The sequence below is a fragment of the Maribacter stanieri genome, assembly GCF_900112245.1.
Lineage (GTDB): Bacteria > Bacteroidota > Bacteroidia > Flavobacteriales > Flavobacteriaceae > Maribacter > Maribacter stanieri.
Window position 1 is genome coordinate 904432 of sequence record NZ_FOYX01000001.1, and the last position, 18542, is coordinate 922973.

General features: G+C 32.3%; 15 protein-coding genes and 1 pseudogene. 7 read left to right on the top strand and 9 right to left on the bottom strand.

Translation table 11 applies throughout. The annotated features are described in order from the left end of the window. Nucleotides 1-55 precede the first annotated feature (55 nt). Complete coding sequence (locus BM296_RS03930; protein WP_027065464.1) at nucleotides 56-277, bottom strand: DUF6341 family protein; 222 nt, start codon at nucleotides 275-277, stop codon at nucleotides 56-58. A 40-nt stretch (nucleotides 278-317) separates the two neighbouring features. Between BM296_RS03930 and BM296_RS03935 the strand changes: the two genes are divergently transcribed. The 3 genes from BM296_RS03935 to BM296_RS03945 are packed head-to-tail and all read left to right on the top strand — an operon-like array spanning nucleotide 318 to nucleotide 2928. Then, complete coding sequence (locus BM296_RS03935) at nucleotides 318-1247, top strand: DUF6427 family protein (RefSeq protein ID WP_091901597.1); 930 nt, start codon at nucleotides 318-320, stop codon at nucleotides 1245-1247. A 39-nt stretch (nucleotides 1248-1286) separates the two neighbouring features. Continuing rightward, the gene (locus BM296_RS03940) at nucleotides 1287-1889 is read left to right on the top strand and encodes a DUF4254 domain-containing protein (protein ID WP_091901599.1); all 603 of its coding nucleotides are present in this window, start codon (nucleotides 1287-1289) and stop codon (nucleotides 1887-1889) included. Beyond that, nucleotides 1876-2928 carry a glycosyltransferase family 9 protein gene (locus BM296_RS03945; protein WP_317041473.1) on the top strand — a complete coding sequence of 351 codons (1053 nt, stop codon included), beginning with the start codon at nucleotides 1876-1878 and terminating at the stop codon, nucleotides 2926-2928. Before BM296_RS03940 ends, BM296_RS03945 begins: the two co-directional genes overlap by 14 nt. On the opposite strand, the gene BM296_RS03950 is transcribed toward BM296_RS03945, so the two are convergent. Further along, nucleotides 2925-3539 (bottom strand): TetR/AcrR family transcriptional regulator, encoded by a 615-nt coding sequence (locus BM296_RS03950; RefSeq protein ID WP_091901603.1) that lies wholly within the window; start codon nucleotides 3537-3539, stop codon nucleotides 2925-2927. The two genes, BM296_RS03945 and BM296_RS03950, sit on opposite strands and share 4 nt — an antisense overlap. Before the next feature lie 508 nt (nucleotides 3540-4047). On the opposite strand from BM296_RS03950, the gene BM296_RS03955 reads away from it, so the two are divergent. The 4 genes from BM296_RS03955 to BM296_RS03970 all read left to right on the top strand — a co-directional run bounded on the left by BM296_RS03955 (nucleotide 4048) and on the right by BM296_RS03970 (nucleotide 9672). Beyond that, nucleotides 4048-4740, top strand: a complete 693-nt coding sequence (locus tag BM296_RS03955; RefSeq protein ID WP_027065459.1) for an inorganic diphosphatase — start codon at nucleotides 4048-4050, stop codon at nucleotides 4738-4740. A gap of 490 nt (nucleotides 4741-5230) precedes the next feature. Then, the gene (locus BM296_RS03960) at nucleotides 5231-5908 is read left to right on the top strand and encodes a DUF4956 domain-containing protein (protein ID WP_091901606.1); all 678 of its coding nucleotides are present in this window, start codon (nucleotides 5231-5233) and stop codon (nucleotides 5906-5908) included. 58 nt (nucleotides 5909-5966) lie between these two features. Continuing rightward, nucleotides 5967-8957: a right-handed parallel beta-helix repeat-containing protein gene (locus BM296_RS03965; RefSeq protein WP_091901608.1), complete on the top strand. Its 2991-nt coding sequence runs from the start codon at nucleotides 5967-5969 to the stop codon at nucleotides 8955-8957. After that, a complete protein-coding gene (locus tag BM296_RS03970; protein WP_177214915.1) occupies nucleotides 8938-9672 on the top strand; it encodes a polyphosphate polymerase domain-containing protein in 735 nt (244 codons plus the stop codon). Before BM296_RS03965 ends, BM296_RS03970 begins: the two co-directional genes overlap by 20 nt. Here BM296_RS03970 and BM296_RS03975 read toward each other — a convergent pair. The 7 genes and pseudogenes from BM296_RS03975 to BM296_RS04005 all read right to left on the bottom strand — a co-directional run bounded on the left by BM296_RS03975 (nucleotide 9669) and on the right by BM296_RS04005 (nucleotide 18508). Beyond that, complete coding sequence (locus tag BM296_RS03975) at nucleotides 9669-9809, bottom strand: TetR/AcrR family transcriptional regulator (RefSeq protein WP_245786961.1); 141 nt, start codon at nucleotides 9807-9809, stop codon at nucleotides 9669-9671. The genes BM296_RS03970 and BM296_RS03975 overlap by 4 nt on opposite strands. A 262-nt stretch (nucleotides 9810-10071) precedes the next feature. Further along, complete coding sequence (gene arsS / locus BM296_RS03980) at nucleotides 10072-11127, bottom strand: arsenosugar biosynthesis radical SAM (seleno)protein ArsS (RefSeq protein ID WP_091901612.1); 1056 nt, start codon at nucleotides 11125-11127, stop codon at nucleotides 10072-10074. 182 nt (nucleotides 11128-11309) lie between these two features. Next, on the bottom strand, nucleotides 11310-11645 hold the full coding sequence (locus BM296_RS03985; RefSeq protein ID WP_081819435.1) for an arsenosugar biosynthesis-associated peroxidase-like protein: 336 nt from the start codon (nucleotides 11643-11645) through the stop codon (nucleotides 11310-11312). A 240-nt stretch (nucleotides 11646-11885) separates the two neighbouring features. Next, a pseudogene (locus BM296_RS03990) lies at nucleotides 11886-12515 on the bottom strand (metallophosphoesterase family protein); the annotation flags it as partial. After that, nucleotides 12500-13840, bottom strand: a complete 1341-nt coding sequence (locus BM296_RS03995; RefSeq protein ID WP_091901614.1) for an SLC5/6 family protein — start codon at nucleotides 13838-13840, stop codon at nucleotides 12500-12502. The pseudogene BM296_RS03990 and the gene BM296_RS03995, both read right to left, overlap by 16 nt. Before the next feature lie 26 nt (nucleotides 13841-13866). Next, nucleotides 13867-15294 carry a SusD/RagB family nutrient-binding outer membrane lipoprotein gene (locus BM296_RS04000; protein ID WP_091901616.1) on the bottom strand — a complete coding sequence of 476 codons (1428 nt, stop codon included), beginning with the start codon at nucleotides 15292-15294 and terminating at the stop codon, nucleotides 13867-13869. 10 nt (nucleotides 15295-15304) lie between these two features. Next, on the bottom strand, nucleotides 15305-18508 hold the full coding sequence (locus BM296_RS04005) for a SusC/RagA family TonB-linked outer membrane protein (protein WP_091901618.1): 3204 nt from the start codon (nucleotides 18506-18508) through the stop codon (nucleotides 15305-15307). Between the last annotated feature and the right edge of the window lie 34 nt (nucleotides 18509-18542).

The following is an 18542-nucleotide window of genomic DNA, read 5'->3' on the forward strand; positions in this document are numbered from 1 at the left end:
AAATGAATCTTATCGACTTTAAAACTCTTAAAGTCGATAAGATTCAACTTTATAATTATAAGTATGAATGAGAAGTACTTGATTTATCTTCTACTCCTTCATCGTTATACTTCTTTAATTCAAGCATCCAATAAACGAATGCTACAGAACCAATTAACATAAATATCCAATTAAGGATATTTGCCAAAGCCCAGCTATCGGCAAAACGTAAAAAATCTAACGGTGCAAATAGAACATTTACGAACAAATCTGCAATTCCTTCAAAAAATGATTTCATCTTATTACTATATTTACCAGCAAAAATATAAAAAGCTTAGATGATTTCAAGCATTTTTGAGAAAACAAAACCGGTGAATTTCATCATTCTTCTGGTTTTTTTGTTTCTATTCTACTGGTCAGTTCAATTTTATCTACTAGATTCAACGTTTAGCGAGGTAGAATTAGTGCCTTCAATAGGTGTTTTAGCTATTCTTTTATTCAGTGTTTTTATCGTTGATTTTGTAGTTAAACGTAATAAACTAACTGGATCCAATTCTTTTGCCATTCTTTATTTTACACTACTCTTTGTAGTTTTTCCAGAAACTTTAGGCGATAACAAAGCTATCTTTACAAGTTTCTTCTTATTGCTTGCCATGAGGCGGTTGTTAAGTATTAAATCTTTAAAAAATATAAAACTTAAAATTTTTGATGCTGGTCTTTGGATCTGTATTTCAAGTATTTTTTATGAATGGGCACTACTTTATTTACTTTTAGTTTTTGCGGCTATTTATATTTACGAACCTAAAAACATTAGAAATTGGCTGGTAATTATATCTGTTGGGGTTTGTTTCATTTTAATACTCTATGGTATATTAATATTTTTAGATAAACCATATTTCATACAAAAGCATTATGATTTTGCTATAAATTATGATGCTATATTCCCTATAAAATGGTGGTCTAGCTTAAAAATGTCATTGTTTGCTATATTAAATATGGCACTAGCATTTTCAACATTTATACATTTAAGTAAATCTGGGGTAGGCAAGGTCATTATAATGAGATTAATAGCTTTTTCTTTTGTAATTGGACTCGTAGTTAATATTCTAGTTACTTCAGATAATAACAATGCGGTTATGATTACATTTTTTCCTTCAGTGATTTTTATCGTAAATTATCTGGAGTCTATTAAAAAGCCTAAGTTTCTAGAACTAGTACTTATTTCTAGTATTGTTGTGCCAATTATAGTTTTTGTAACCAAACTATAGGTTTCCTCTTTAAACTTTATCTTTGTAAAAAAGGACTCTATGTTTAGCGAATTCGCATTTAATATATTTAATACTAGTATTGAAAAATATCACATTAAAGATGATGTGTATCAAAATTTTGAAAATCCTTATTCTAAAGATGATATAGAACATCTGTTATACAGAAAGAATTGGATTGATACTGTACAATGGCATTATGAAGATATCATTAGAAATCCTGATATCAACCCTAATGATGCGTTAGTTCTTAAACGAAAGATTGATGCTAGTAATCAAGATAGAACAGATTTGGTAGAATTTATCGATAGTTATTTTCTAAATAAATATAAGTCGGTAGAGATAAAACCGTCAGCTACTATTAATACTGAAAGTCCTGCTTGGGCAATTGATCGCCTATCTATTTTGGCATTGAAGGTTTATCATATGAAAGAGGAGGCAACTAGAGTAGATGCTTCAATGGAGCATAAAGAGAAATGTCAGGCAAAGTTGAATATTCTATTGGAACAAAAAAAAGATCTTTCCTTGGCTATCGATCAATTACTTAGCGATATTGAAAATGGTACTAAGTATATGAAGGTTTATAAGCAAATGAAGATGTATAATGATGAGGAACTAAATCCCATCCTTCGTGGCAATAAATAATTCTACCCACATTCTGGTTATTAGATTATCCGCTATGGGTGATGTTGCTATGACTGTTCCTGTTATTTTAGGTGTTATAAAGAAGTATCCTCAGATTAAAATTACCGTTCTAACAAAATCATTTACAGCACCAATATTTGCAGATATACCAAACGTTTCTGTTTTTAAAGCTGATGTAAAAGGTAAGCACAAGGGTTTTAAGGGACTTTGGAGGCTCTATCGTGAATTGAAATCACTTGATGCTGATGTTGTTGCAGATTTACACAATGTATTGCGTAGTACTATCCTAAAACAGTTTTTCAGATTTTCATCAATTCCATTTATTCAAATTGATAAAGGAAGAGCTGAAAAGAAAGAATTGATTAATCCTAATAGGGTTTCACTACAACCACTTACATCTACTTTTGAACGTTATGCAGATGTATTTAATAAGTTAGGATATCCAATTGCTACTAATGAAATGGGGTTTCTATCTTCTAAACCTATTCCTGAAACGTTATTTGATTTAAATGTTACTAAGGGAATGATGCTAATCGGAATTGCCCCTTTTGCCGCGTTTCAGGGTAAAATGTATCCGTTGCCATTAATGGAAAAGGTGATAAAAATCTTGAATAATACTGATAAGTATAATATTGTTTTGTTTGGAGGTGGGAAAAAGGAAATAGAAGTACTTAATACGTGGGAACAGCAATATAATAATTGCCACAAAGCAGCGGGAATATTATCATTTTCTGATGAACTTAATTTAATTTCAAACTTAAAACTGATGTTGGCAATGGATAGTGGTAACGCCCATTTAGCGGCTATGTACGGAGTGCCAACCTTAACTATTTGGGGAATTACCCACCCCTATGCCGGTTTTTACCCCTTTAGTCAACCTAAAGAGAATGCGCTACTATCCGATAGAAATAAATATCCTGCGATACCTACATCCATTTACGGCAATAAATATCCTGAGGGTTATGAAAATGTCATGGAAACCATTTCACCAGAAACTGTTGTTGCAAAAGTAATAGAGGTTTTAAATAGTAATATTTAAGATATAACTTTTGATTCTATACTCTTAAAGTACTGACGCAACTGAGACATAAATCGATATTTTTTAGCTGATGGTGCTGCACTTGTCATTAAAGTTCTTACTCCAAAATAAGAGCTCATTAAAAAAGTAGCTGCTGCTTCGCAATCTACATGACGATCTAAATACCCATTGAACTTTCCTTTTTGTAATGCCGTAACCAGATTTACTTCCCAAACAGTAACAATTTCGTTTAAGTGACGCATGATTACCTCATTCTTGCCATTAAATTCAGTTAAGAAGTTACTAAGAATACAACCATAATCAAGTTCATTATGAACTGCGGTTTCCATAGCATCGTCAAAACATTTTGTTATCAAGGTTAGTGGATTATCGTGACCTTCAATAGGTTCTATTAAAGTGCTGTAAATTTTACGTGCCAATAAATTTTGAATGATCTGTATGAAAAAGTCTTCTTTAGAATCAAAATGATAATAAAATGCACCTTTAGATAATTCTAGTTTTTTTAGAATATCATCTACACTGGTATCGTAATACCCTTTGGCATAAAACAATTCTAATCCGGTAGTCTGTAAACGTTGCATGGTTGCCATGCGTTTTAGGCTCTTGTTCATAATATTGAGATTGGGGTAAATCCGACCATATGGTCTGTATATAGAACTTCCGATTTATAATAAGCTTTAATATTTCTAGACTAGATGCATTTTTTTTCGATAAACGTACATTTTATAGGTGTTTAACATCCTTTTTACACTACTTAACAAACTAAGTGGTCAGTTTGAGAATAGGTTTTTAATAAATTGTTTTTTTAAAATTAAGCCTTGATCAATTGTTGATGAGCATATTTTTTCACCCTTCAACATTTATTACTTTTTATGGCTTTAAACAATTTTACTTAGGCGGGTTTGTATTATTTAAGTTCAATTAAGAAAAATTAAAACATTTCACTTGAAGTAAAACACTTTTCTTAATTTCACTTTTTTCAAGAGATATTATGTGTTACTTAGTTTTATAAGATTTTGTATTTCAGAGAATCATAATGGGTGAATTATGTATTAAGTAATCTTTAGATTTTAATGTAGTTGTTTTGTTATTAAATTTTAGTTTAAAAAATTTTATTTTATGAAGAGAAAACTCTTAGTATTTGTTTTAGTCGCTGTTTTGTTTTTAATGAATGCCTGTCTTCAACAAAGTCAAAATAGGAAATTAGACACTTCAACGTATAAAATAAAAACAGAAATAGATACAGTAAATTTATTAACAGATGTTTCTCCCATTTTTGAAGATGGTGATGTAAACGCAATAATTGAAATTCCTGCTGGAACAGTGGATAAATGGGAACTTAATAAATCAAATGGAAAAATAGAATGGGAATTAGTTGACGATAAACCGCGGATAGTTGAATATTTAGGATATCCAGGTAATTATGGAATGATTCCAAGAACCTTACTTTCAAAGGAGAATGGAGGTGATGGAGACCCCCTTGATATTATTGTTTTAGGGTCTAGCATTGAAAGAGCAAGTATTGTTAAGTGTAAGATAATTGGTGTATTGTATTTGTTAGATAGGGGAGAAAAAGATGATAAATTAATAGCAATAGCGGAAAATTCAACATTTTATAAGGTCAATAATATTGCTGAATTGGATGAAAAATATAACGGTATTACAGAAATTATAGAATTATGGTTTTCTAATTATAAAGGTCCAAATAAAATGATTTCAAATGGGTTTGGAGAAAAAAATAATGCCCTTGATATTTTGAAAATTGCAATAAATGAATATCAACTAAATAAGAATAAAGTTATTAAGAAGTAGTTTTGAGTTACCAATCTTTTAGAATGTCAGTTTTTTTTGAATTGATTTTAAAAAAGTATGAAAAGTTATATTATCTCGGCATCAATAGCTTATTTAAAAAAAATAATTACTTCGCTAGGTGTATATTTAGATTATTAAACATAAGCTGTTTCAAATGGAAAAATCGGGAATACTTTTAAATTTGTTTAACCAAATAATTTTTATACAGAAGTTTGTCTTGGATTTTTTATAAGTATACTAAAAAATAAGTTTTATTTATTCAGAGATTTGGATAATTAAAAAAGTTTTAATGCTAGTAACAAGAATATGACTAGATGCCCAAGTTTCACCCTTGGATAAATTTTCATTCTTAGGTTTTAGAGGTTTAATGTTAAACCAATTTATAGGCTTTATGAAACAAGTCGACCTTGCACTTTGTAAATATATTCTTTCAAAACCATTAGTAAGTATTAACTTTGTAAATTAACTAACAACCAGATTCTATACAATTATGAATGAATTACTCAGTCAATTTGAATTAAACTCCCAAGAAAATTTTTCAATTCTCACTTTTTTATTAAATATTATAATTGCGATTATTCTACTTTTTATCCTTTCTAAATTATATGTAAAATACGGAAATTCTATTTCTAATAGAGAACAATTATCACGTGTTTTTATATTAGTTGGTGTAACCACCTTTATTATTATATCAATTGTAAAATCTTCCTTAGCCCTTTCGTTGGGTTTGGTAGGGGCTTTGTCCATAGTTCGTTTTAGAACCGCTATAAAGGAACCTGAAGAATTGGGCTTTTTCTTTATTTCAATAGCTGTAGGTCTTGGAATGGGGGCTAATCAATTTTTACCAACATTTACTGGTTTTGTATTACTTGCTTTAGTTATAGTTTTAATGAAAAAAAATAAATTAAGTGATTCTATTTCTCAAAATTTAATTTTAAGCTTATCTACAACAGACAAAAACGGAAATGAAATTATAGATGAAATTAGCTCAGTTTTGTCTATGCATACTACACAGCTAGAAATGAAAAGACTTAATATTACCAAAGAAAATTTTGATGTTAATTTTTTAATTAATCTGTCAAATTTAGAAGGATTACAAGTTATAGCAAAAGAACTAAAAAATTTAGATGCGGATATTAATATTACTTTTATTGATAGTGGCATTTAAATATGAGAGAAAAATTAATGTCTTTCTACTTCCCTTATATAAATTTTAAAAAATTGCTATGAGAATACAAAATAATAGAAAATCTTTCAAATTTGCTATTCCATTATTACTCCTTATCCCATTAATTCTCTTTTCCTTACAATTAGCTTTTAATAAAGAAAAGGTAACGAAAAAGACTGAAAACAATGTAAGTGATTTTATGTCTCCTACTGTTTTAAAAGACGCATTCAGCATAAATAAGATTATAGTTAATGACATAAATAATATTCATAAAGATTCAATCTGTTCCATACATCTCATCAATGAATTTGGTAGAACCAATTTATATTATGTATATAACGCGCCACTGACATCAAGACAATTAGGTGATAAATTTTTTCTACATATTTATCTAAAAGATAATAAGGAATGGGCAAAATCTGGGAAAGGTAAATTTATCAATTTGGATTTTTATACCAAACCTGTGGAAACAACTATAAACGGGAAGACTTATTTTGTATTCAAAAGATTATTTGAACATAAATTAATGACACTTGATAATATAGATTATATAAACACTGGGCGTTTCAAAAAAGGAATTTCCGGAAGGTCATATGGTTTGAGTAAACTTAAAATTAACAATATTCCATTATCAAATAGATTAAATAATCTAGAAAACATCGTATTAACATTAAAGGAGAAAGATTATGACAAATTAAGCGACAAAAGAAAATCTGCATTAGAAATAGGGATTTTAACTTCCGAAGATAGTGATTTTGTTAAAGCTACTATTTCCTCTAAACACATTGGTAGATTAAAATCTGAATTGCGTTTAAAAGGAGATTGGACAGATCATTTAACTGATTCTGTCAAATGGTCGTTTAAAGTTAAATTGGAAGATGAGAATACTTTTTTTGGAATGCGAAAATTCTCTATTCAGCAACCAAAGGCACGAAACTATGTGTGGGAGTGGTTATTTAATAAATCAATGAAGGATAATGATTTAGTTGGCTTGCGATATGATTTTATAAATGTTGATTTGAAAATAGCAAAAAAGAATACTACGGTCAATAAAATCATGGGTATAATGGCAATTGAAGAATCCTTTGATAAGTATTTAATTGAAAACAACAAAAGAAGAGAAGGTATAATTTTAAATTTTGATGAATCTTTATTGTGGGCAGATAGAAGTAAACAAAGAGAGTTAAATTTACCTAGTTCTACTATAGATTCAGATTTGTCTTTAATCGATAATGCTCCTATCTCTGTTTTTAATGAGTCAAAAGTACTTTCTTCCCCAATTTTAAGAAAACAATTTAATATTGCAAAAAATTTATTGAATGGTTTGAGAAAAGGAGAATTGAAAATTTCAGAGGTGTTTGATCTTGATAAGCTAACTTTCTATGTTGCTTTGTCAAATTTGTTTGGAGGTCATCATGGTTTAATTTGGCATAACTTAAGAATATATTATAACCCTGTTACAAATAAATTGGAACCAGTATCTTATGACTCTAATTCTGGAACTAAAATAGATTATATAAGAAATTATATTTTTTATGAAAATGATGACCTATATAAACAGAAATTAGTAGAAAAGTTAGAGTTGGTTAGCAGTAGTGAATTTATTAACAATTTACTTAATTCAAATTATAATGAGTTAAATTCATTAATAGTTAATCTAAACACTGAATTTGACATTAATTTTGATAGGTCTATACTAGAGCATAACAGCAACTTTATTAAAAAGCAGATTCACCCCTCAGATGCTGTGATCACGCATCTATACAATCACACTTCAAATGAGATGGTGTTAAGGGTTTATAATATTTCTAATTATCCAATTACCATCAATTCCTTAAAAACATTTAAAGGAACAATTCTCTCAAATCAAATTCAAAATAGTATTATTTTGCCAGATGAGAAGAAAATTGTTTCAATTCCATTGAAGAGTTCTTTTATAAATGCTTTTGTTTCTAAAAAGAATAAAAAAGGAGAATTTCGTTACCCAAAGGATGTTAGTAAAATACATTTGGATTTTAATATTCTTGGTTCAAAACATAATGACTTCGTAAATATAATACCATATAAGGAAGAGGATGCTGATTTTGTAAAAAAGTATAATCAATTTTCGGACTTAAGTTTATTTGAATTTATCACTGTTAATGAAAATGAAAAAAATATAGTATTTAAATCGGGTACTTATAAAACAAATAAAATAATTCGTATTCCTTCTGGGTATACCGTTCAAATTGAGAAAGGCTTTAGTTTAGATTTGTCAAATAAAGCTTCATTATTATCTTATTCCCCTATGATTTGCAAAGGAACCAAGACTGATCCTATTACATTTAAATCTTCGGACGGTACAGGGAATGGGATTTTTGTTTCCAATTGTGACCAAATTTCTATTTTAGATTTTTGTCATTTTAGCAATCTTTCTAACCCAAATGTTATGGATTGGAGCCTATCTGGAGCAGTAAATTTTAATGAAGCGAATGTTCGAATTACAAACTCAACTTTTGAAAATAATAGGTGTGAGGATGGATTGAATATTATAAGATCAGATTTCTATTTAGGGTCGGTCAATTTTAAGAATACCTTTTCTGATGCCTTTGACGGTGATTTTGTTACAGGAAAACTAGAAAACTGTTCTTTTTTAAATAGTGGGAATGATGGTATTGATGTTTCAGGTTCTTCATTGGAAATTAAGAATGTAGTCGTTACAAATGCTTCTGATAAAGCCATAAGTATTGGAGAAGGTAGTAAATTGACTGGAGGACAAGTGAAAATTGTAGGTGGGGAAATTGGAGTGGTGAGTAAAGATTTGTCAATTATAGAACTTGATAACGTGAATATCACAGATTCAAAATTAGCGATTTCTAGCTTTCAAAAGAAAAGTGAATATGGACCTGGCACTATCAGTCTTACTAATTTAACTTTAATTGATAATACGTTAGATCATTTAATTGAAGAAAATTCTGAATTAAGCATAGAGGGTAAATTAGTAGAAACCAAATCTTCTAAAGTAATTGATAAAATGTATGGCAACGAGTATGGAAAAAGTAGTAAGTAATACCGCAAAATCGTCAATACTTTCAGAGGATAATCTAAGATATGAACGTAAATACATTTGTTCCAGTGCTTATTTGGAAGATTTAGTACAAAATCTTTTTTCCAATAGTTATGGTTTTAAAGAGATATTTGAAAAACGTAGAGTCAACAATGTTTATTTCGATGATTATAATTACAACTTTTATAAGCAAAATGTTTCAGGTATAGGTAATCGCGAAAAATTTAGATTGAGATGGTATGGCGATAATTTTTCTGTAGTAGATAAGTCAGCTATTGAAATTAAAAAAAAATTTGGAGAAGTAGGGGATAAGATAACCCACAGATTAGATGATTTAGTTTTAGATATAAAATCTGTTAACATTTACAATTTGGTGGAAATAATTACTGAAAAGATTGAAGATAATTTGGTTTTAAAAAATCGATTACAACAATTACAACCCACTCTTTTCAACTCTTACGAAAGACGGTATTTCTTGTCTGATTGTAAAAAATTTAGAATTACATTAGATTTTCATCAAAGGTTTTATGATCCTTATTACACTAATTACGTTGCTTCTGAAAGACGTATTGAAGATGATATTGTGGTGTTGGAGTTAAAATATAATCTTAACGATGACGGAGAGGCCAGAGGGATTTCTCAAGAATTTGAATATAGGGTTTCACGAAATTCTAAATATGTTCAAGGAATAGATTTAATTAAAGGGTTGTCTTTTTAAAATACCTTTTTAGATAATTCTAATTTTTTTAGAATATCATCTACACTGGTATCGTAATACCCTTTGGCATAAAACAATTCTAATCCGGTAGTCTGTAAACGTTGCATGGTTGCCATGCGTTTTAGGCTCTTGTTCATAATATTGAGATTTGGGTAAATCCGACCATATGGTCTGTATATAGAACTTCCGATTTATAATAAGCTTTAATATTTCTAGACTAGATGCATTTTTTTTCGATAAACGTACTATATAATGGTGTATGGCAATGTTTTTAAAGCCGTTTACAAACTAAACGGTCAGTTACTTTTTCGTTATTTTATTAAATTTGGAGGGTGTTTTAAATAAAAACCGCCAGATGTAAAGCATCTAGCGGTTAAATAATTAAAGCTTCAAATGGTGTTAAGCAACAGTACCTTGGCAGCTACTACCTGCACCTGCCGTACAACCATAACAATGTTGTGAAATAATAATATTTCTATCGTTTAATAAATCTTCATTGTAGTCTTTAATGTGCTTGACCTTGCTAGCTACTTTTAAGTCTAACATCTGATTAAAATCACAGTCATACAACCATCCGTCCCAACTAATGGAAATAGTGTTTGTACACATTACATTTGCTACGGCAGAAGGGTTGTATGCTTCAACCAGCGCATACATATAATCTTCATAATTCTCTGAGGCTATCAAATAATCTAAGAAACGTGCAATAGGTAAGTTGGTAATAGCAAAAAGACTGTGGAATTGAATATCAAAATCTTCCTTTAGGGCTTTTTTGAAATCTTTTTCCATTGCTACTTGGTCACCTGGTAAATAAGCGCCTGATGGGTTGTAAACCAAATCCAACTTTAAATCGCTACCTGGCATACCATACCCTCTTTCATTCAATTCTTGCAATGCCTTTATCGACTTATCAAAAACTCCGTCTCCTCTTTGTTTATCCGTTTTACCACGGGTATAATGTGGCATTGAAGAAATAATGTGGACGTTATGCTTTTTAAAGAAATCTGGTAAGTGATAGTATTTCTTGTTTGCCCTTATAATAGTTAAGTTAGAACGAACAATAAAATCTTTGATTCCAGCTTTAGCAGCTTCTTCTACAAACCATTCAAAATCCGGATTCATTTCTGGTGCTCCACCAGTTAAATCTAAAGTGTGGGCTCCTGTATTTTTTATGACCTCTAAGCATTGTTGCATAGTTTCACGAGTCATAATCTCTTTACGATCGGGACCAGCATCTACATGGCAATGTTCGCAAACTTGATTACACATGTAACCAACATTAATTTGCAAAATTTCCAACTTTTTTGGACGTAAAGGAAAATGTCCTATCTCGGCAATTTTATCCTTAAAATAGGGCAATTCGCCATCAGCGAAGATTCCTCCGTTTAGTATTTCTAATTGTTTATTGGAAACTGCTAAATCGTTCCCTTTAGCTTTTAATGATTTTGTAGCCATTCTTTTTTTGTTGTTGGTTGATGGTTGTCTGTTGTTCGTTTTATTACGAACCTAAAAACAATTCAACCTATTTTAATTTCCTTTTAATAGATAGCAATTTCTATTTCTTCTTTAATATCAAAATTGTTCTAAGGCGATGTAGAAAATAACTAACAACCGACAACGAACAACTATCAACCAAACTACATGGACAATTTATTATACTTATTCATCATTTGTACACCATGAACCAATGTTGCTCCACTTTCAATTGCAGCCCCAACATGTACAGCCTCCATCATTTCTTCTTTTGTTATTCCCTTTTGTAATCCGTCTTTGGTATAGGCATCAATACAGTACGGACATTTAACAACATGAGATACAGCTAGTGCAATTAGAGACTTTTCTCTAGCACTTAGTGCGCCTTCTTCGAAAACCTTACCATAATAATCGAAAAATTTTGTTCCTAATTCTTCGCTCCACTCTGTAATTTTTCCGAATTTTCTTAAATCTGCTGGATCGTAGTACGTATTTGCCATCTTTTTTTGTGTTTTAGGTTTTATTGAATCTTTTTGTTCTTGGTTAAAATGAATCGGAATTCCCTGCCCCATTTTTTCTATTTCTGGGAGAATTTCCATGTTATCCCAAATACCAGAAGTAAGCGTGTCTCCATAGGCTTCAGGTAAATGATTTTTATACATTAATTTTTGCGCTGTTTCGGCATCGTATTCAAATGATTGATGTGTGAAGCTTACTTCGCCATTAATAACATCCAAAAGCATATACCAAACTCTATTTGTACCATCATTTGCTGGCATACCAATTACGCCAGGGTTTAGCCATAGCTTATCTTTTATAGATTGATGAAATGGTAGCCCGCAATGACCTGCTATGATGATATCACTTTTAGTCTCATCAAAACATCGTTCTTTACTTTCGGTGGCATTTGACTTGAATATAAATTCAGAAGTATTTCCATAGTTTCCATGGACAACGGTTACTTTTTTACCAGCATAATCAAAACTGATGTACTCTGGTATTTCTTTCATCCAATCTAAAGATTGTTGCGATAAATGTCCTTTCGTATACGGAAACCACATTTTTGAAAAATCATCGCAACGGCTACCACTTTTAAAATCGCATCCACAGTCTTCACTGTCACTAGCTAGTTGTAGTTCTACATTACCTGCAATGCTTAATGCACCCCATTTTTGAAACAATTGAATAGTTTCTTCAGGTTGTGCACAGTAACCGGTTAAATCGCCGGTACTTATACAGTTCTCTGGTTTTACCCCAGCCTCCTCAGCTATAAATATTAACTTTTCCAAAGCTTGTAGGTTGCTATAAACCCCTCCAAAAAGCAAAAGCTTTCCTTCCTTTACACCAATATGTTTTATTTCTTTATCCATGTAGGTATTATATAAACGAATAGGCAACAGATGATGCCCCAAAAATTAATCCAGAGTAAACTGGCGTATTTGCCAGTAGTAAATATCATATTTTCTGGAAACCAATTAAATATTAAAAGGAAGCCAAATAACAATCCGACAAAAACACTTAAATGAAAACTGATTTTAGGTGCTTTGTCTTTCCAAAAAATAAAAATAGGGGTCAAGCCTATGACCATAGTTCCGCTAATGGTAGTAGCAGATAATATCTCTGCATCTAAAAAAACAGGAATTGTACCTAACACTGCAATAGCAACCATAGACCAACGACCGAATTTTAAAGTGTTTCCTAAATTTAAGTCTAGAGCTAATAGTTTAGAGAATGAGGAAAAAGTAGAATCTAATGTAGAGGCTGCGGAAGTAATCATAATAAAATTGATGACCAACAATATTATAGTTCCAAAGGCTTTCCCAACTTGTACAGCTGCCTGCCCTTGCATTCCTTGAGATTGTGCGTAAACACCAATAATACTGAATAGGATTATACAGATGGCACCCAGTACGCTTGCCCATAAAAAACTCTTTAGTGTAACCTTTGGACTGCTGATAAATCCTCTATCCGTCAAAACCGGATCATGAAAGGGATAGCTGAAAGATTGAAGTAGCGCTGCAAACAGTAAATTAAGACCTGTTTCAAATGACCATATCCCAGTACTTGCAACTTCAGTTACAGATAAATCTGTTTCCTTCCCAAAAATTGTGAACAATATTACCGCTAAAAGTATTGAAAAGAGCCCCATTTGGACAACATCGGTAAAAATTGAACTACTCATACCTCCTTTTAAAACATAAGCCAAGGTCAAGGCTGTAAACACTAATATTGACCAATAGTAGGCACTAGTACCCATATCTCCAAAATAAGAACCTATGACCATAGTGTTACTCCACACTTCATTGAATAACCGGAATGCTATAAGAATAGAAAAGATGGTAACTGCTGTTTTACCAAACTTAGACGATAGAAAATGATGTATACTGGTGTATTTACCATGTAGCCTCATTTTATAAATGACGATACCCGCAACTGCAAAAGACAAATAATACCCTGCATAAGCTACGCCACCAACGATACCAAAATCTAATCCTAAATTTGCAGCATTAGTAATGCTCTTTGCAAAAATCCAAGAGATGATTAAGCTACCCATCAACATAAATGTATTGGGCGCCTTCTTTTTTTGGACTGCCTTAAAAAACTGGTTAGTGTCTTTTGCCCATGGGGAAAGGAAAAACAACACCAAACTAGATGCTATTATTAATCCCCATTGCCATATTTTCACTTCAGTCATAATTATTTTATTTTCCTAACTCCTAACTATTGCTCATCCCACCAAACAGGCACATTTATACTATTACCTTCCGTATTGTTTGAAGCAGTGTTATAATTGACACTATTTAATGCTTCTTCTTCAGAAGGATAGGGCATGCGAATCGGAATTAAATTGTTATTTAAACTAGCCGATATCGTTTTCAATTGCGGGAAACCGGTTCTTCTATATTCTACCCAACCTTCATAGCCGTTTATGCTATTTGCAATCCATTTCTGAGTGATAATATTTTCCAATGTGTTACCATCGTTCAGTGCAGCATCAACCGTTAAATAATCCGCAGGTAGGTCAACTTGCCAGTAATCAAAAGCTTGAGTTACCCCTGTGTTATATAACGTTTCTGTATCGGCTGTTATAAGCCCTTTTTGTGCAGCTTCAGCCAAAAGGAAATGTGTTTCCATGCTTGTCATGAAATTGGCGTCTAACAACCCTGTATTCTCTCTAAAAATTGTTCCTAATAAGGAATAATCGGCTAAGGAAACTCCGGCAGAGGCATCTATTCCATTTAAGAGTCCGTTGTATCCGTTATCTGAACTATTTGCAAATGGGCGGTAAAGACGATTAATACGCGGGTCATTTAAGTCGGTCAATATTTCGTCCATTGTTTCAGAAAGTACGTAATTGTTGAAATCACCTATTCTTAATCTGGCTAACCTAAAATTATTTGGTTCTCCATCGGTAAAGTTGAAAATGGCATTTTCACTATTATCATCAATGAAATTACCTTCGGCAACTATGATTTGTAATTGGGCGGCAACATTTATTTTGCTCGAAACTCGCATTAGATATTTAATCTTTAGCGAGTTTGCAAAACGAATCCATCCCTCTAAATCTCCATTGAATAGAATATCACCGTCTAGTGCAATTGTACCTGTATAGTTTTCTATAGCAGCAATACCTTTATCAAGGTTATCAAAAACACCATTTTCATCCATGTAAATAGATTCTTGAGAATCGTAGACCGGAGTAACGGTTTCTGTATCACCTTTAAATGCTTCAGAATAAGGAACATCTCCAAATAAATCTGTTAACCCTGCTGCCATGTAGGCTTTCATTATTCTTGCAGGACCTTCATAGACCGCAAAGGCAGTATTTTCTTGAGATAAATTCAATATGATCTCATTGTCTCTTAGATTTTGATAGAATATAGGCCAAGGATTACCTCCTAGTTGAGGTGATTTTAAATCATGTCTATCAAATAGATTGAAATCAAGAGCAGTACTATATTGTCCTAAAAGATTGCCTGCCGTAAAACCTTCATAAGACATTTGTTCCCCATAATCATAGATTACTTGCCTAAGCAATAAACTAGGTTGCACTGTTACCGGTGCGTTTGTATTCGTATTAATTTCTTCAAAGTCTTTTGTGCAGCTAATGATTAACATTAAGACTAGAACGGTGTATATATATCTCATCTTCTTTTTCTTAAAAATTAAATCCTGCTTTAAAACCTATACTTCTTGTTGTTGCATATGACATATCTTCTACGCCACTTATAAATCCTAGTCCTTGCACCGCTAATTGCTCTGGGTCAAAATGCGGATTCTCTGTAATGGCAAACAGATTCTTTCCAATTAGGGATAAATTCAAGGTTGCATTTTGATTGAATACACTAAGATTTTCAAAAGTGTAACCAATAGATACTTGACGTAGTTTTAAAAAGGAAGCATCATACGTATTGTTTTCCTCATGGTTTCTATCATAAAACTGTCGGTAGTAACTTTCTGCAGAAACCGCTACTGTATTTGGTGTGTAAACAGGATTTTCTTGAGTACCTGTATTTACAACGCCTTCGGGTACAATTCCTGTTTCTGGTCTAAAAGCTGTTTCTGCCAGCTGACCACCAACATTACCCAATGCTCTTGTTCTAGAAACTATGATTCCACCTTGTCGCCAATCGAATAGAAAACCTAAATTCCAGTTTTTATAATTGAATTGATTATTGAAACCTAACATAAAATCTGGATTGTAATTCCCTAATTTTTGTAGTTCATTATCTGGAATGTATCTGCCTTCATCCGTTAAGATAAAATCTCCATTTTCGTTTTTCAAATAGCCAGTTCCGTATAGATCACCAACGCGACCACCTTCTTCTGCCTGTAAAAATACCGTTTGGTTTTGACTGTCGTATATTCTTGAATATGCCAGTGTTAACCTACCTTCATCTTGTGGTAAGCTTTCTACGGTAGACCTGTTTGTGCTAAAATTTAAAGTACTATTCCATTTCAGATTTTGACTTATTACTGGTGAAATACCGAGAATAATCTCCACACCTTTTGAACGTACTTCACCACCATTGACTACTTGTTGGTTATACCCTGATGAAATGCCTATAGGCAATGAAATAATCTGGTCTTTCGTTAATGCGTTATAGTACGAGACATCAAAACGAAGCTGATCGCCAAACAATCTTACATCTGCACCTACTTCAAAAGAAGAGGTTGATTCTGGTTGAAGATTTGCATTTGCGATAGTATTTGAATTGCTGAAAGTAGGCTGACCATTAAAAGGTGTTTGAGCAACAAAAGCCCCTGTTGTTTGGTACGGATTTGTATCATTACCAACCTGTGCCCAACTTGCCCGTAATTTTGCAAAAGAAATTGTTTTAGGTAACTCAACTACTTCTGATAGAATAAAGCTACTGGAAACCGATGGATAAAAGAATGAGGTATTATCTACTGAAAATGGAGTTGCCAATGCGCTAGACCAATCGTTTCGTCCTGTAACATCTATGAAAAGGAAATCTTTATATCCGAATTTTGCCAAGCCGTAAAAACTGTTGATTCGTTTATTTGATTCAAACTCGAATACTTCTATAGGGGATGCGGCATTGGATAATCTAAAAATACCTGGTTGTGCTAAACTTGTTGTCTGCGATTGTGAGGTAAATGCTTTTTGGTCTAAACGATTTCCACCAAGTGAAACATCTACACTAAAATCATTAAATTTATTTGCATAGTTTAATAGAAAATCTGTGTTTACCTCTCTATAGAACACATCATGTTCGGCATATCCGCCATTTGAGAATCGATTAGAACTATAGGCTCTTTTTAATTGACGTAGTTCACTAGAGTAATCCATTCCTGTTCTAATGGACGCTGTTAAATTTTCTGTGATATCGTAGCTAGCTGAAATATTTCCAAAAACCCGATCCCTATTAAAAGAGTTGGTGTTTTCATTAAGGATAAAATAAGGATTGTCAAAAAACGTATAGTTATAAGAATACTGTTGTATGCCTTCTAAGCCAGGTTGCCAATAGTTTTTTAAATTTTCAATATTTAAGGAACGTGGTCCCCATGCTACCAAAGAATAATTTGCGTTTTCTGATCCGTAGCCATTAGAGGGTCGGTTGTCGCTATTAGAATTGATATAACTTATGGATGAATTGATGCGGAGCTTATTAATAGGTTGAAAACTCAATCGTGTACTAATAGTTTGTCTGTCTAAATTAACCCCTGGAATAATCGACTCACTACGCAAATCTGTAAACGAAAGTCGATAGTTGCCTTTTTCAAATCCGTTAGAAATAGCAATATTATTAATCAGGGTAGTTCCGGTTTCATAGAAGTTCTTCAAGTTATCAGGATTCGATTTAAACTCCGTAGGTGTTATCGTATTCCCATTATAAAGAGCTGTATCTCCACCTCGCACTACGGTTCCATCTGCTAGTGTTACTGGACTATCATATTGGGGAATTAAGTTACCGACATCTAAACGAGGTCCCCAACTGTAGGTAATCAAATCATTGGTGCCACCACCTAATCCGTCTACAAAAGCAAACTCACCAGAATTACCTTGTCCGTATTCATTTTGAAAATCTGGTAGTTGAAAAGCGGAATCCACAAAAAAGCTGGTGTTGTAGCTTACTCCCAACCCTTTCGTATTCTTACCACTTTTAGTTTCAATAATAATAACACCATTAGAAGCTCTTGTTCCGTATAGTGCCGCAGCACTTGGACCTTTTAAAACGGATACTTCGGCAATATCATCAGGGTTTACCTCCATAGCTCCGTTACCAAAATCAATTTCTTGAAAGCCGGCAGCAGCTTCACTGGTAAAATTAAAAACCGAGTTGTTATTAATAGGCACTCCATCTACAATAAACAACGGATTGTTATTAGAGAAAGAAGCTTCACCACGAATAGTAATTTTTGAGGAAGAACCAACTCCAGTTGCGCCTTGGTTAATAGTTACACCTGCTAATTTCCCCGAAAGGTTATCCAAGAAATTTACAGATTTTACCTCCGTAACTCCCTTGGCATCTAAACTTTGTACGACATAACCCAATTCTTTGGTTTCCCGTTTTAGTCCTAATGCGGTCAATACTACTTCGTCTAAAACTTCAGAAGAATCATTTAAAGTTATATTAATGGTTCGTTTATTGTTTATCGAAACTATTTGAGTTTCAAATCCTAAAACAGAAAATTCAATTGCTCCCGAGAGGTTAAGAACTTCTAATGAATATATTCCATCTTCATTGGTCGTTGAACCGGTTAACGTGCCAGACAATAGAATGTTTACGTATGGTATCGTATTGCCATCGGTATCGGTCACAATACCTGTAATTGTTTCTTGAGCATTGACCATGTTTAACATAAACAATGTCAACACTAGTACTAAGTGTTTCATATATAGCTTTGGACTGATTTTTCATTTACCCAAC